This window comes from Okeania sp. SIO2C2 (assembly GCF_010692625.1).
Lineage (GTDB): Bacteria > Cyanobacteriota > Cyanobacteriia > Cyanobacteriales > Microcoleaceae > Okeania > Okeania hirsuta.
Map to the genome: position 1 here is coordinate 99,367 of NZ_JAAHGM010000022.1, position 15,581 is coordinate 114,947.

Annotated in this window: 10 protein-coding genes and 1 pseudogene; 5 read left to right on the top strand and 6 right to left on the bottom strand. The window is 36.9% G+C overall.

All coding sequences use genetic code 11. The features are described from left to right. Positions 1 to 129: 129 nt before the first annotated feature. Both F6K18_RS19145 and F6K18_RS19150 read right to left on the bottom strand, forming a co-directional pair. Positions 130 to 423: a hypothetical protein gene (locus F6K18_RS19145; protein ID WP_375341331.1), complete on the bottom strand. Its 294-nt coding sequence runs from the start codon at positions 421 to 423 to the stop codon at positions 130 to 132. 856 nt (positions 424 to 1,279) lie between these two features. Beyond that, positions 1,280 to 1,450, bottom strand: a complete 171-nt coding sequence (locus tag F6K18_RS19150) for a hypothetical protein (protein WP_287522918.1) — start codon at positions 1,448 to 1,450, stop codon at positions 1,280 to 1,282. A 439-nt stretch (positions 1,451 to 1,889) separates the two neighbouring features. Here F6K18_RS19150 and F6K18_RS19155 point away from each other — a divergent pair, with 439 nt between their 5' ends. Both F6K18_RS19155 and F6K18_RS19160 read left to right on the top strand, forming a co-directional pair. Next, positions 1,890 to 2,441, top strand: coding sequence for a DUF3611 family protein (locus F6K18_RS19155; protein ID WP_287522921.1), 552 nt, complete (start codon positions 1,890 to 1,892; stop codon positions 2,439 to 2,441). Positions 2,442 to 3,034: 593 nt separating this feature from the next. Next, positions 3,035 to 4,162 (top strand): helix-turn-helix transcriptional regulator, encoded by a 1,128-nt coding sequence (locus F6K18_RS19160; protein WP_287522924.1) that lies wholly within the window; start codon positions 3,035 to 3,037, stop codon positions 4,160 to 4,162. A 699-nt stretch (positions 4,163 to 4,861) separates the two neighbouring features. On the opposite strand, the gene proB is transcribed toward F6K18_RS19160, so the two are convergent. Beyond that, a complete protein-coding gene (gene proB, locus F6K18_RS19165; protein WP_287522927.1) occupies positions 4,862 to 5,971 on the bottom strand; it encodes a glutamate 5-kinase in 1,110 nt (369 codons plus the stop codon). A 1,641-nt stretch (positions 5,972 to 7,612) separates the two neighbouring features. On the opposite strand from proB, the gene F6K18_RS19170 reads away from it, so the two are divergent. Next, positions 7,613 to 7,864, top strand: a complete 252-nt coding sequence (locus F6K18_RS19170; RefSeq protein ID WP_287522930.1) for a hypothetical protein — start codon at positions 7,613 to 7,615, stop codon at positions 7,862 to 7,864. 176 nt (positions 7,865 to 8,040) lie between these two features. Then, positions 8,041 to 9,111: a Gfo/Idh/MocA family oxidoreductase gene (locus tag F6K18_RS19175; protein ID WP_287522933.1), complete on the top strand. Its 1,071-nt coding sequence runs from the start codon at positions 8,041 to 8,043 to the stop codon at positions 9,109 to 9,111. Positions 9,112 to 10,430: 1,319 nt separating this feature from the next. Here F6K18_RS19175 and F6K18_RS37330 read toward each other — a convergent pair. The 3 genes and pseudogenes from F6K18_RS37330 to F6K18_RS19185 all read right to left on the bottom strand — a co-directional run. Next, positions 10,431 to 10,539, bottom strand: a pseudogene (locus tag F6K18_RS37330) (transposase); the annotation flags it as partial. 155 nt (positions 10,540 to 10,694) lie between these two features. Next, on the bottom strand, positions 10,695 to 11,051 hold the full coding sequence (locus tag F6K18_RS19180; protein WP_287522936.1) for a phenylpyruvate tautomerase MIF-related protein: 357 nt from the start codon (positions 11,049 to 11,051) through the stop codon (positions 10,695 to 10,697). 481 nt (positions 11,052 to 11,532) lie between these two features. Next, entirely contained in the window at positions 11,533 to 12,012 is a 480-nt protein-coding gene (locus F6K18_RS19185) for a flavin reductase family protein (RefSeq protein WP_287522938.1), read from the bottom strand. Positions 12,013 to 12,686: 674 nt separating this feature from the next. On the opposite strand from F6K18_RS19185, the gene F6K18_RS19190 reads away from it, so the two are divergent. Beyond that, complete coding sequence (locus F6K18_RS19190; protein ID WP_287522940.1) at positions 12,687 to 14,480, top strand: ABC transporter substrate-binding protein; 1,794 nt, start codon at positions 12,687 to 12,689, stop codon at positions 14,478 to 14,480. Positions 14,481 to 15,581: the final 1,101 nt, after the last annotated feature.

Here is a 15,581-nt window from a genome sequence, read left to right on the forward strand (position 1 = left end):
TATCATTATATCTACGCTTCAATCTTCCCATCTCTAATTAAGGGATAGCCCCAATCAAGAAAGCTGCTTAATATATTAGGAACTTGACTAATTTTTATCAGAGCTTGGGGGTATGGCTGATTATTTAATTTAAGGAAGATGCTTTTTATTTCTACTTAGAATTGGTAGTTGTGGACGAGAAGAATTAGGAGGCAAATAATATTCTGGAACAGGAGTAGCTCGATCTATCTGAGAACGCTTTAATAACCAGAAACGTAATATAATTGCCACTCCTACTGTACCTATGCCAAAACTAAATAAAGACCAACTTGTCCCTAAACCACCAATAACAGCATCAACCGATCCTACTGTCACAAAAAAGCTTGCTACAGGATCTTTTCGATAAGCAGTTTTCAAGAGTTTTGGCCATAAAACGTCGATCATAAGCTTAATTTGATACAACTTAAATTTACTCGTAAGTTTCTTGAATTTCAAGGAATTTAGCTAATTATTTAATAAATTCCCTTTATCCTCTTATAGATATGTATAACTAACTATACTGCCGTATTAAACTTTAAATCAGTAAATTAGTTTTGATTTTTTCTTAAATGTTCAAGATTGAGCAATTAATACAAAATTATAATAACCTGGTATTTCGCCAAAATTACAATTCATATATTGAGATTGCCAAGGTGAATAGTGGATTAATTGCTACAGAAAACTAATTCTCACTCTAGGAATAGTCTAGGAATAGTCTAGATTAATGCAGTATAATTGCAAACTAGATAGAGATTGTTGGTAAGTTGTTGACAATATTAGGCTTACCAACAACATGACTTTACCATATCTTTATTTTGACACTCTCACCGTTAAATAAGTGCGATTATAACGTGAGATTCTTGTATCTTAGATTCTTAACTAGGTAACAAATCAAATAAACTGAGTTTTACCCCCACTACTACCATCTCCAGAAGCTTTTTTGCTCCGTCTTTACCCTGAGATTACCTGAGCGCAGGCGGTGCGCTTTGAGCGAGCTATATGTCCCATGGCTATTGATAGGATTATAACGCCAAAAATGTGCGCGCGTATTGCTCAATTATTTTTCTGGTTGAAATTTATGAGGGGCTGTCTGCGTAAGTTTCCCGCGCAGTTTATAGACCCCGTATCACCGTTAAATAACTGCGATTATAACGGCTCGATCTCTTTCAACATTTATTATGATACATAGACTTTTGTATTGGTTTAACCTCTATCCCTATTATATATAGTAGCTCTCTATAATTTAGGTATAGCTAAAACTTTAATTGATACCTAACCAAGATAGTAAACCTTCTCCAGTCAAGTATTCAATTGCCAGAGTTAATACAAAGCCAATCATAGCTGCTCTACCATTCAGACGTTCTGAATATTGGTTAAAACCGAATTTTGGTTCATCCAGATTCGGTTTCGTAGTAGGTTGTGGTTGTGTCATAATCAGTAGGTCTCAAATTTAATAACGTTTACAAATAGAGTTGTTTGTTTACAATTCTTAAATATATTTTAAAAGGAGTTGACCTAGAGTCAACCATATTGCCAAAATTTGATCGAATATCCACAGAAAGCCCCCGCTGTAATCCTTAATTCAGAATCTTACTGGGAATATCAGTCCAAATCTTTCATGTTGCTCAAATGTCGGCATAAATGCTACAGTCTTAAATATATTTAGGCCACTGGTCTAGATAGTGTCAGCGCCAGTCTATCATTGGGGAAACTCTAAGAATGTTGTGGCAAGTCTTTAGGAGCGCACCTTTAGACCAGACAAGATGAATCTGGTCCGGTCAGTGCACGAGAAACAAAAACCACCTATAGCGTTTTCTCTCAAGGGCAACGTCGTGAGTATATCAAAGTATTGACAATACATAAGCATAAATATGTCAAACTTATCAGACCTACCAACTGCTGTTAAACAAGTAGCCAATGCACTCCGGTTGGGTGGATGGACTTGTTTCTGGTCCCAACTTGCATTGGGGGTAATTTCAGGCTTCATGTTTTTATTTGCTGTGTTCATCTTACCCGATCAAATGAATGAAGGAGGTGCGGGAGGTAGCCTCTTTTTTCCAATTTGTGGGCTTGTGGTACTAGGATTCAGCATCTTCTTGTCATTTCGTTACACTCGCTTGGCAAGGCAATTACGATCACCTACAGATTCTTCAAGGCCAACCAGGGCAGATACAACTCAACAAGTGAAAAGGACTTTAATTACGAACTTGGTTGGGATTACTTTAACTTTATTAGGAGCAGAAGCAATTGGAGGTATTTTATTAGGCGAATCTTTAGTTATGGGAGCGTCTATGTTTAACTCTACAGAACTAGAAAAATTTACACCGGATATTATTATACTATTGGGTAATACTCACATTATTTTGGCTCATTTTATCGGAATTGTCGTAGGACTATTTTTACTAGATCGGGTTTATAAGTAGTCAGTAAAATTGCGTTTTTACAGCGCAATTCATTTAAGTAGACTACAAAATTATTTTGGGGCATGGGAGTAGCGATGCGACCCCGCATCGCCGTTAGCTTTAGCTGATCCATAAGAGGCATTTAACACTGGAAGAAGTAGAGGTAAGGGAATGCTTACCAAGAGAGAAACCAGGGAGTAGGCAGTAGGAGAATGCTTTGGCTACTGTAGCCTATCTATTTGAAAACTCCTATAAACTATATTCAAGAATTATTTGAGAAAAAAAATTGTATATTCAGTTATGGTTTTGTAGAATTGCACTTTCTATTGATACTTTAACTGGATTATTAATTTGTAGGTAATTAATCTATTTATAAAATTTACATAAAATTAATGACCTTATTAAATTTAAATTGCAAAAACTATTTCGCAATAGATAAACTAAAGGTTACTCGTTAGAAAAATTTCCCAGTAAAAAAACTGAAATATTTGGAAACTTGTATAAAAAACAAAAATTAAATCTTGGCACTTTTTATATCCGGAATCAACACTAACTTCCAGAATAAATTACTTAGAATACTCCGATTAAGTATAAATAAAACTAAAACCCTAACTATGGAATTAAAACCTATATCTGGCTATAGTTTTTCTGGGCATATTCCTATAGAAATTGGTCAAGATAATTGGCGATCGCTACTGAGTAATATCGAAGCTGAAACTTATACTAGCCAAGTATATAGTCTAATGTTGACTGACATAAAAACTTCTCTCGAAGAAGCAGTAGCTCAAACCGAAGCTCAAATCAAAGTCTTAGGACTAGAAGCAATAAAACTTAGCCTAAAAAACTTGACTAGAACATTAATACCAGAAAAAAAAACATATTCAGCAGACCCAATTTACTCTCATTTTCACAATATGAATGAGCAGAAAAAAAGTATTAATTACCAACAAATAAATCAGGAACAGTTAATCCAGAATCATCAAAATCAACCTCAAACACACATGAGTACTAACCTAACTACTACTGTAGAATCAGAAATTACTACTGAATCAGCCTTAGTATCCATAGATTCCAACAATACCGAAACCCATCTCCCAGAAAATAACCAAAACTCCTCACAAGAGTTACAACCACAAAATAATCGACGAAAACGGCGAAAAAAACTCACAAAAGCAGAAAAAGCAGCCTTATTAGTTCAAGAAAGAAATACATATTTACAGCAACTAGGGGAAAAACTACAAAAAGCACGAAAAATGCGTTGTTTGTCTATGAAACAAATTCATAAACAAACCTTTGTACCTCTTCATTATCTAGAAGCTATAGAAAAAGGCCAAACAGATGAACTACCAGAAGATATATATCTTCGAGGATTCATCTTTCGTATAGGTAACGCTTTAGGATTTGATGGAGTAGCTTTAGCAGAAGCTTTACCTATGTCCGATCCACTTCAAAGCTTAATACCATCTTGGTCTAACTCCAATAAGGACATTGGATTAGGTATAGGTCCGATTCATCTATATATAGGTTATACAGCTTTAATGGCCGGCGCAGTAGGTGGACTAAGTTGGATGTCTCAACAACCAAGTCCAGGAGCAAATCTCACTCCAGATAAATTAGACACTCCTGATTCAGTTGCTCACTCAGATAAACATTTAGAAACTACTCAAACACCAGGATTAAAATCTACTAAAGGTAGTGTAGTTGTTGGTTCTGATGTTGCTCCACCAGAAACAATGATTTGAAGAAGGAGTCAGGAGACAGAAGACAGGAGTTCAATAATTAGGGTTTGCTGAAAAAGTCTTTTTTCAGGAGTAGGGGAGCGGAGGAGTAGGGGAGTAGGGGAGTAGGGGAGAATTTTTTTGCCCAACTCTCGAACTCTCGCCCAAAATACGCTCCTTTTTGAGCATGAAGAGCTGAAAACCAGGTACTTTTTCAAGACCTAAAAAATCTAAAACCTTTACCTGTAAATGCTTTGAGATTTATTCAGCCAGCCCTAATTAATAATTAATAATTAATTATTAATTATTATTGAAAACCGATAGGATTGACTCAAAGGAAAATTTTTTCTCTTTTGGTCGATTGGATATGGCGAGGAGATCGCCATCCCACCCTTCGGGAAGCTCCGCTAACGACCGCTTGTTTCTCCTTTAAAGGAGAGGATTTTTACCTTAATTATTCCGTTAAGAGGGAAGATGTGGGGAGAAATAATACAAAAAATTCAACACTCCTTCTTCAGATTTTTCCTCAAAATTATTGATGTGCGAAAATACTTGACTACCATAATTATATAGCTATCAAATGGTTTCTATACCCCATAAGGCTTCCATCCGATGAGCAAAGCCAAAAAATTCTACTGACTCGGTCCTCTTGAGGACTGACTTCCAGTCGTTCGCGCAGCGTCTCCGTCAGGAGAAGGCTGTTAACATTTAATGACAAGGCTGTTAACATTTAATTACAAGGTTATCTCTATGTACTACTGTGTCAGATCCTGTATAGCCCAAAATATCAGGTATATCTTCTGAACGATAACCCAGAATTTGTTGCAATTCAGTACTGCTGTAGTTCACAAGTCCCCTAGCTATTTCCCCACCTTCTTGATTGCATAGTTCTACAGCATCCGATGGATAAAACTCTCCTTCTACTTGAGTAATACCAGCAGCTAGTAGAGATTTACCAGATTCAGAAATTGCTTGAACTGCACCCATGTCCAGATACAGCTTGCCCGAAGGTACTAAAATATTGGCAATCCAATGTTTGCGGGCATTTACTGGTTGTGGTTGAGGTTCAAACTGAGTCCCAATAGATTCTCCATTTAGGATTTTTTGTATATTGGCAGGAATTTGGCCATCAGTAATGACAGTTCGCACTCCCGCTGCTGTGGCAATTTTGGCAGCTTCAATTTTCGTAATCATTCCACCAGTTCCCCGTCCACTAACAGAATCTCCAGTTTGAACTTGAAATTCTTCGAGTTGTTCTATTCGCTCTACTAAGGTAATGGGTAAAGCATCTGGATTATTTCTAGGGTCGGCAGAATATAACTTGTCAACGTCGGTTAATATAAATAACCAATCAGCTTCTACTAGACCAGCAACTAAAGCTGATAGAGTATCGTTGTCCCCGAATTTCAGTTCTTCCACAGCAGTAGTGTCATTTTCATTCACAATTGGGACTACATCCATTCGTAACAATTGTTGAAATGTATTGTAAGCATTGACATAACTACTACGTCGTGCAAGCTCGCTCCTAGTCAATAATATTTGGGCCATTGTTTGTCGCAAAGATGTAAACAAATCTTCGTAAACTCGCATTAGTCTTCCTTGACCCACTGCTGCTACTGCTTGCTTGATGGAAATATTACGAGGTTTTTCACTTAGTCCTAAGCGATCGCAACCTACACCAACTGCTCCAGAAGAAACTAAAACTACTCGATGTCCCTGAGAACGTAGATTGGCAATAGTCTCGATCAAGCTAGCAATTGTGGATAAGGCCAAATTTCCCGATTCAGAACGAGTCAGACTGGAAGTACCTATTTTAATTACTATTGTTGTCATCGAAAAATATTGAACTAATTTTTGATTGCTTCGATTCTTAGAAATTACCTCAAAATTAGAAAACACCAAACCCTTAATAAACAAGAGATTGGTGTTTTCAGAATTTTATATTTAAGGCCTTTATATTTGCTGGCCTCAATTTAATGTTTATTAGGTTCAATTATTTCATACAGCTTTAGTAAATTTGGAAAATCGTAATATTTTCTTTATATTTTGGTATACTTTTCAAGTATAGTAATAGTTATACTAATAACATACTAATTTTTATACCAATTGCTTGAACAAGGCAGAAGGCAGCGGGAGCTGCGGGAGCTGAGTGCCGCTACGCGGAAGTCAAAAGTCAAAAGTCAAAAGTATTGATTGGTAAGGCTTTTAGAATTTTGTAACTGGTTAGTTATTTCTGCCATCTTGCACTGAGGGGAGGCGTTGCACAGCGACGAATGATTTGAGATTTTTGATTGAATTGGATTATGGATTAATCAATTGCTAGAATGATTAATTAATGGTTATTTTTAGTCAAAGTCTAAACTAATTTTTGGCAATATCATTCCAGAATGTGCAACCCCTGAGGGGAAAATTGCTGATGGATAGTCAACGACAAGCCACTTCGTGTCTTATAACCCCAAGCAATTTTAAGCACCGCAACTGACGGTGGGGTATTAAACCCGCAAAATCAAAGATAAAATATTGCTACAGTCACGATACAGGGAACAGCGGTGCGACCCCGCGGAGTGTTACAGACGCACCTGGTAGCAAAGTCCTTTAGAGGATATATCTGCAAGGGAACCCGTGACAAAAACAACTTCTGTGCGGGTGATTTGGTGTTTGTCTTGCTCCTAATTACGCGTTTAGGTTCTGCTTTGCATTTGCGAACTGAAAGTATTCCGGAACAGAAACCACCCCTACTGACTTGGTGATTTGGTGTTTGTCTTGCTCCTAATTACTCGTTTAGGTTCTGCTTTGCATTTGCGGACTGAAAGTATTCCGGAACAGAAACCACCCCTACTGACTTGGTGATTTGGTGTTTGTCTTGCTCCTAATTACTCGTTTAGGTTCTGCTTTGCATTTGCGAACTGAAAGTATTCCGGAACAGAAACCACCCCTACTGACTTGGTGATTTGGTGTTTGTCTTGCTCCTAATTACGCGTTTAGGTTCTGCTTTGCATTTGCGAACTGAAAGTATTCCGGAACAGAAACCACCACTACTGACTTGGTGATTTGGTGTTTGTCTTGCTCCTAATTACTCGTTTAGGTTCTGCTTTGCATTTGCGGACTGAAAGTATTCCGGAACAGAAACCACCCCTACTGACTTGGTGACTTTGTTAACTACCTCAGAAAATTTACCAACTCAAATAAATAACAAAGCCCTTCCCTTCTGGAATCTGTCCTCTTACCGAATAATTAATAATTAACTGGAGAGTACAAAGTTCTGCTAAAAAACAGTTGGCTCTCAAGATTGAAAGTGTTACTGGGAAAGGTTTACAGCACCTACTGTTGTGAATGGAGAATTTTTAACCTTGAGTCCGTGAAACCCTTGACTAGCAATAGTTATTCCCAGAACTTTGCACTGTATAGTAATTAATAATTATTAATTAAATAATTCAGCTTACTCTGCCTCCCCTTTCAAGGGGAAAAAAGCGGTTGAGGGATGGCGAGGTCCCCTCGCCATATCCAATCAACCAAGACAGCGGTCGTTCGCGACAGCGGAACGGAGTTCTATCTTCGGAGCTTCCCGTAGGGTGGGATGGCGTACTTCGGAGCGGGTCTGCAAGAACGGGTCTCCTCGCCATATCCAATCGACCAAGAGAAGAAATAATATTTCCTTATATTCAATCAAGGACGGTTTTAACCAGAGGTAATTATCCATTATCAATTGATGAACGTCGTCAATAGGACAGATTCCCTACCTACTTTTTCATCACAATAATTTTTAACGCCACCTACTTAGAATGTTATAGCACTAGCCCCAGTGAGCAAATATAAGATAAATTTGCAAAGACTGAACAAAAAACCTATTACCTTACTCTAAATTAGGTGTGGTGGAGGAGAATCTAGGAGTGCTAAATAGAATGTCTAAAGTATATTCATCCGTTTTTACTAAACATAGTCAACCAGAATCTCTTCGTGTAGGAGTTATTGGGGTTGGTAATATGGGACAGCATCATACCCGTGTCCTAAATTTGCTCAAAGATACAGAATTAGTCGGTGTTGCAGATATTAATGTGGAAAGAGGACTCGACACTGCTAGTAAATATCAAGTTCGTTTTTTTGAGGATTATAAAGACCTTTTACCTCATGTTGATGCTGTATGTGTAGCAGTTCCCACTCTTCAGCATTACGCTGTAGGAATGACTTGCTTAGAAGCAGGAGTCCATGTCTTAATGGAAAAGCCTATTGCTGCTAGTATCGCCGAGGCCGAATTTTTGGTAAATACTGCTGCTGAAGCTAACCGAATTTTACAAGTGGGTCACATAGAAAGATTTAATCCTGCTTTTCAAGAACTTAGTAAAGTCCTAAAAACTGAAGATTTATTGGCCTTAGAAGCTCATCGGATGAGTCCTTATTCTCATCGAGCTAATGATGTGTCTGTAGTTTTGGACTTAATGATCCATGATATTGACTTGTTACTAGATTTAGTTGCTTCTCCAGTTGTCAAACTAACTGCTAGTGGAAGTAGTGTTTCTAGTTCTGGAAATTTAGATTATGTAACAGCTACTCTTGGTTTTGCCAATGGTATTGTGGCGACTTTAACTGCTAGTAAGGTGACACATAAAAAATTACGTTCTATTGTTGCTCACTGTAAAAATTCTTTGACAGAAGCAGATTTTCTTAACAATGAAATTCTGATTCATCGTCAAACAACAGCAGATTATGTGACTGATTATGGTCAGGTACTTTATCGTCAGGATGGTTTAATTGAAAAGGTTTATACTAGCAATATTGAACCTCTTCATGCAGAGTTAGAGCATTTTATTCATTGTGTGGGTGGAGGAAATCAACCTTCAGTTGGAGGAGAACAAGCTCTTAAAGCATTACGGTTAGCTAGTTTGATTGAGAAAATTGCCTTTGATGGTTTAGCTTGGCATTCAGAAGATTCAGAATGTAATTTATTGAATACTTCCATGTTAAAAGTAAGTTAAAGTATTTCCATAAATTCCTAGAGGAATTATTCAATATAAGTATTATTTCTTGAATTAATTACTCCGCCTTGTTGATTGATTTAGGCGGATTTTTACACTGAAATAAATTCAAGATATAGCTATAAGCATTCAGCTATAAGCATTCAGCTATAAGCATTCAGTTATCATACCAAATCCGGTTATCAAAAGTCCGTTTTTCGCTCTTAATCTCTAACCCTTCTGCATTCTGCCCTCACCATAACTGCCTTACCTTCATAATATAGCAATGTGCGCTGGCATATTTACAAATTGCAGGAAGTGTCCAATAGCTAAAATCTTATATTATCAGCTTTTTATTCCCCCAAATGAGTTCCAAATGAGCTGTTGCCTGCGCGCAGCGCTATAACGGTTCTTTCTAAACCGGATTTAGTATCAGCTATTGGGACTTACACAAAATAAAGCCAGAAAATAGGATCAAATATAGTATAGATGGGCAGAGGCTTTTACGTCAAAAAGGCATAAATCCTGAATAAGCAGGGGTTCCAGCCATTTTTAAGGCATCGACGTAATTCCCTTGTCTAGACTGAATTTGACGCATTTTTCCTACGATCAAATGTCTAAGTACCACTATCAGCTAGAGCAAAAATTTTTAACTGTAATGTTTTGAAGTTTCTTAACTGTCCTAATCTTAATGGGTAGTGCTATAGATATTTTTTTGATTTTGGCGAAGCTTTACAATCCTATTTTGTCAAAGTAATACTATGTTGTAGTCCTATTGAGTTGATTTCAAAAATCTCTTGACATTAATACCATCGATAAAAAAATAATGTTAGGCAGAATTTGAGTTATAGTCATTTCAGTTTTAGATTGAGACAAGGGTTTCTTCCATTGAAAAACTTTTAGCTGAAAAAGTATTTCATTCTTATTTAAAATTACTATATTTCTAGACTTTACCCATAATGTCTCTTTGACTAAAAATCAAGCTTCAACTCAATAATATTATGTGTGGTTAAATACTTATCAATAAGGGAGCACCGGAGCAGGGAGTATGGAGAGATTTACCGTTGAAGTCAGAAGATGATGTTTTTGATTACTAACAAATGCAGACATAATATAAATAAATGCTGAAAAACTATTCTTCCTGACTCCTGATAACAAATCCGGTTTTCAAGACCCCATTATACTTAGGTGAAGTTTAGCCAGTGATAATTAGTTAAATTTTTAATTTCTGTTTTCATTTCACTCAGCATATTACATCTTTTCACTCTTTCCTCTTCTGACTTATCAATAGTGTCAAAACACTGATTTACTCATGGCTCATCCACCAATTTCCATCAGGGTTCTGCTGGTTGTAATTCTGGAGAATATGGTGGTAGAAATTCTATTTCTATACCTTGCTGGAATTTGACATTTTTGACTCCGATGCCATCCAGCATTATCCTCAATTAATCAGATTTTTTTGTAGTAAAAATTTATCAAAAAAGTATAACCGGATTTTTAATATTTTGACAAAGGCAGTTTTAACAATAGTTATTAATAATTTAGTCACTCTAAATTATTAGTTAAAACTACCCTATATAATTCTCTGAAAAAAGGTAGAAAACTCAACCAAATGTGGAACTATTCCAGCCCCACATCGAACCTTTAGCATCAGAAAATTCTATATAAATTCGATTTTTTGGTACGCCTAAAGCCTGATTAATTTGTTGACAAAAATCTTGACTTATCCCCTTTGTTTGCTGAGGGTTCATACTACCAATACTCTTAATCTCCATGTAGCAGACAGGTTCATCACTACTACCACCAAAAGTCATGGGAATATCTGATTCAAAAGTAGTCATTACATAAGATTCTGGTTTGCCAAAATGCTTCGCCATGCCAGAGGAAAGGTTTTTTAAGAGGCTGTCAATTTTATCTTTTTCTGGTTGAGAAACAGAAGTTTGAACTTTAATTAGTGGCATAAATCAATCAATAATTAGGGTTTGCTGAAAAAGTCTTTTAGTAGGGGTTAGGAGACAGGAGACAGGAGACAGGAGACAGGAGAATTTAGAGGAGGTAGGAGTAAGAATTGTAAGAATGATTTTTCGGCCCAACTATGCGCCTAAAATATCAAATTTTTGAGCATGAAGAGCTGAAACTTTTGCACTTTTGAAATACCCCAAAAAGGCACTTGTCTTTATATGTCAATGCTTTTAGATTTAATCGGCAAAGCAATAATTAACAAAAAAAAATGGTTATAGCTTAATCTAGTAGATATGAGCTAAAGAGCTATTCATCAAAACTATATCTATATAGCACTCATAAACATCAAAAAGCCGATCGCTGAGTGCTAATTAATATATCAGGACTTACGCACGGACAATAAATTGAGAAGGCCAATGCCATTCGCCCCTACATATGGCGTTTTCAAGGTAAACTTGCGTAAGTCCTGATATATGACAATTAACCACCATAATTCCAACCTGTACTTTCTAACAATAGAGGGTCTCCCTCACGATGTACACCTGCAGCAATTACTTCTCCTACATATACAGTATGGTCACCTTCTTCCACAGCACCAACAACTTTACATTCCACATAACCAAGAGTATCTGAAATAATTGGACATCCAGTTTCTCCCAGATAAAATTCTATATCCTCAAATTTATTTCCCACACGACGTTGAGGTTTGAAAAATTGTTGAGCTAAATCTTTTTGTTCTGCTGCTAAAAAGCTCAGAGAAAATACCCCACTAGCCTTAATCATGGCATGGGATTTAGAATCTTTATTTACACAATTAACAACTAGGGGAGGCGTAAAAGATGCTTGCATTACCCAACTAGCTGTAAAACCATTAACTTCCTCACCATCTTTAACACCACAGATGTATAATCCGTGAGGAATCTTACGCAATATTGTTTTCTTCGCCTGTTCGTCTAACAAAGTTTTACCTAATATTATTAATGAAGTTTACATTCTATACTTTAACAAAACTTAACCCATTGTATAACAGGGAACAGGGAACAGTTCATTAATGGATAATGGATATGGATAATGGATAATGGATAATGGATAATGGATAATGGATAATTACCTCTGGTTAAAACCGTTACGGAATGGAATATCAGGAAATATTATTTCTTCTCTTGGTCGATTGGAGGACAGCGAGGAGACCCGTTCTTACAGACCTGCTCCGCTGTTAGCGTTTGCGGTAGCATTCCGGAACGGAAAGCTTTGCGGTAGCAAACGCCATCCCACCCTTCGGGAAGCTACGAAGATAGAACTCCGTTCCGCTGTCGCGAACGACCGCTGTCTTGGTTGATTGGATATGGCGAGGGGACCTCGCCATCCCTCAACCGCTTTTTTCCCCTTGAAAGGGGAGGCAGAGTAAGCTGAATTATTTAATTAATAATTATTAATTATTAATTTTTCGGTAACAGGCAATAGAAAAGAATTTCTCTGTCTAAGATTCATCATCAACATAAGTCAAATGCCAACTCGTTCCTTGCTATAGTCAAGTCTAAAAGTTTAACTAAAAATCGAAAAATATACAGCACATTTTGTGATGTGATTATAAATTTTGCTCGCTAAATTAAAAGAAAATTAATATTCTAATAATGTTTTCCCTAAACAATTTTTTCAAGAAACTAACTCATCAAAAAATTTGGCGTTTCATAGCAGTAGCATCAATAGTTGCCACCTTAGCGATCGCCTGCAACAACAACCAAAGCACCAAAACAACCTCAGAAACACCAACCATCCCCGAACCAGGTACCCTCGTTTGGGCACGCTACAGTGACTCCGACACCCTCGACCCCCACAAATCAACATCACCATTATCCAGACAAATAATCGATCAAATCTACGACACACTTTTGGCCTTCGATGACCAAGGTAAAATCCAACCAAACCTAGCCAAAGAATGGTCAGTCAGCAATAATGGCCAAGAATATACCTTTAAACTCAACGAAAATATCAAATGCCATGACGGCACAATCTTTGATGCTAAAGCGGTCAAATTTACTATTGACAGAGCGATCGACCCTGAGACAGAAAACTACACCAAAGACAGTTGGGGACCAATAGAAACCGTCGAAGTTGTAGACGACCTCACAGTTACAGTCAAAATGTCTGAAGCTTTTAGCCCCTTTCTCCGCTTTCTCGCCGATCCTTACTCCAGCATGATATGTCCTTCTGCCATTCAAACCTATAACAACAAATTTGGCATAGAAGGAGCAATAGGTACAGGTCCATTCAAATTTACTGAGTGGACTCAAGGAGAACAACTTGTACTGGAGTCTAACCCAGAATACAAAAATTATGGGCGACAAGTAGAAAATTCTGGTACACCTTACATCAAAAAATTGATAATTAAAACTATGCCAGAAAGGGAAGCACGTTTAGCAGCACTCAAGTCTGGAGAAATTCATTTAACTGAACCTCCACTAGAAGAAATTTCTGCTCTCAAGGAAGACTCAAAATTCAAACTTCATACTGCTGAAAATACTGGTCAAATAGTATTTTTAGAGTTCGTTACTTCTCGACCTCCCTTTGATGATGATAGAGCAAGACAAGCAGTAACTTATGCCATAGATCCCAAAAAAGCAACGGAGGAAGTATTTGCAGGTTTAGTTAAACCTTCCGAATGCGCGATCGCAGATGTGATGTTTCCCAGTGATGAAAAACTTTGTTCCGAGTTTAGTATTAAACCAGACCCAGAAGAAGCAAAATTTTTATTAGAGGAACTTGGTTATAGTGAGAATCAACCATTAGAAATAACTCTTTTAACCTGGAAAGGAGGTAACCGTCAAAAAGTAATAGAAAACTTTCAAACTCAACTAGAAGAAGTGGGAATCAAAACTAAGTTAGAAACAATGGATATTGGTACTCTTAATGCCAGAATAAAACAGGAAAATAGTCAAACAGAAGGTAATGGTGTTATTGATATGATGGGGTGGTCTTGGTATGACCCAGATTTTCTTTATACATTGTGGCATTCTCCTGGTTGGATGGGGGGTTATCACAGTGATGAACTGGATACATTACTAACAGAAATGCGAACTACAACTAATTTAGAAGAACGACAAGAAAAAGTTATAGAAGTTCAGAAATATTTGTTGAAAAATGCAGTGATGATGCCACTTTATAGTCCTGGTTGGATGTGGAGTTATGTTAGTAGTTCAGATGTTGAAGGTTTTAAGATAGGTGCTTTTAATCGACCTTTATTTAATGATGTAAAATTGTCTAATATTATAGAAGAGAAAGAAGCAGTTGAGTCTCCTGTAAGTTCGGAAAAAGAAGAATCAGAACAGCCAGTTATGACAGAAGAAAGTCAACAGGATCAAGAGTCTATTTCTTCACCAATAAATGAGCAAGAAGTAGAAGTTTCTCCATCACCTGAGAATGAGTAATTAGGGCTTGCTGATTAAATATCAAAGCATTTATAGATCAAGGTTTTAGCCTTTTTAGCTCTGGAAAAAGTACCTAGTTTTTAGCTCTTTATGCTCAAAAAGTCAGCATTTTGGGCAGGATAGTAGCCCAAAAATTACTCCCCTACTCCCCTACTCCCCCACTCCCCTACTCCTTAAAAAAGACTTTTTCAGCAAACCCTAATTAAGTCTTGAAGAAGGAAGAAAAAAGGAAGAAGGAAGAAGGAAGAAGTGGATGGGGATAGTCTTCGACAAGCCACTTCTTGTCTACAAACCTCAACTAATTGTCAACACCGTCTAGACCGGAATTAATATACCATTTCTCAAAAATTTTTCTACATTTTATTGAGTAGGGGAGTAGGGGTGAACGGCCGTTCACCCGTACATATATTTAACACTGAATAACACCGATGCTATCGGATTTGATATTAAACCCAAAAGAAAAAGTACAAAATAATATCAAATAATTGGATGCCAATTAAGAGGGGAAAATAATACTTAAAATCTGCCCTTTTAGTTGTGCAAATTAATTATCTTGTTTATAAAATGGAGGCAAAATTTTGCTTTATTTGCAATTTAGATGAAGGTATCCAAAAAATAATTAAAAAGTATGCTTCTGCTTTGACTAACATAGGTGTATATTTTTAAAATTCAGAAGTAGAAGAAGCAATTTATTACTGTTCTCAAGATTTGGAAGATGCTTTGAGGACTACGATCTCTTATTGGTATTGGAAACAAAATAATGGAGAAGATTTTGATGCACAAATAATTTTTTAATTAAAGCACTTAAAAAGCGTTTCCTGACAGAATGCTGCGCAAACAGCTGATTGGCATTTAGTAGTCAGCTTTTTAGAAGGGGCAACCCCTATTAAAATTAAACGACTTTAGAAGTCGGGGATTTACAGCACTTTTGAGGATGGTGAGGTACAATTGAAAACTAAATCTATCTTCCCTATTATAGCAATGAGCGCTGGTATATTTACAAATTGTAGTAGGGGCAAAAGAGCTAGAAGTCTTATATGATTCCTACGGAATGCTTGCGCAAACGGCAATTTATTCCCCCTGTTCCCTGTTCCCTGTTGC

Coding starts and splice junctions, on each gene's coding strand:
- F6K18_RS19145 (WP_375341331.1), bottom strand. CDS start 423: ATGATCGACGTTTTATGGCCAAAACTCTTGAAAACTGCTTATCGAAAA.
- F6K18_RS19150 (WP_287522918.1), bottom strand. CDS start 1,450: ATGACACAACCACAACCTACTACGAAACCGAATCTGGATGAACCAAAA.
- F6K18_RS19155 (WP_287522921.1), top strand. CDS start 1,890: ATGTCAAACTTATCAGACCTACCAACTGCTGTTAAACAAGTAGCCAAT.
- F6K18_RS19160 (WP_287522924.1), top strand. CDS start 3,035: ATGGAATTAAAACCTATATCTGGCTATAGTTTTTCTGGGCATATTCCT.
- proB (WP_287522927.1), bottom strand. CDS start 5,971: ATGACAACAATAGTAATTAAAATAGGTACTTCCAGTCTGACTCGTTCT.
- F6K18_RS19175 (WP_287522933.1), top strand. CDS start 8,041: ATGTCTAAAGTATATTCATCCGTTTTTACTAAACATAGTCAACCAGAA.
- F6K18_RS19180 (WP_287522936.1), bottom strand. CDS start 11,051: ATGCCACTAATTAAAGTTCAAACTTCTGTTTCTCAACCAGAAAAAGAT.
- F6K18_RS19190 (WP_287522940.1), top strand. CDS start 12,687: ATGTTTTCCCTAAACAATTTTTTCAAGAAACTAACTCATCAAAAAATT.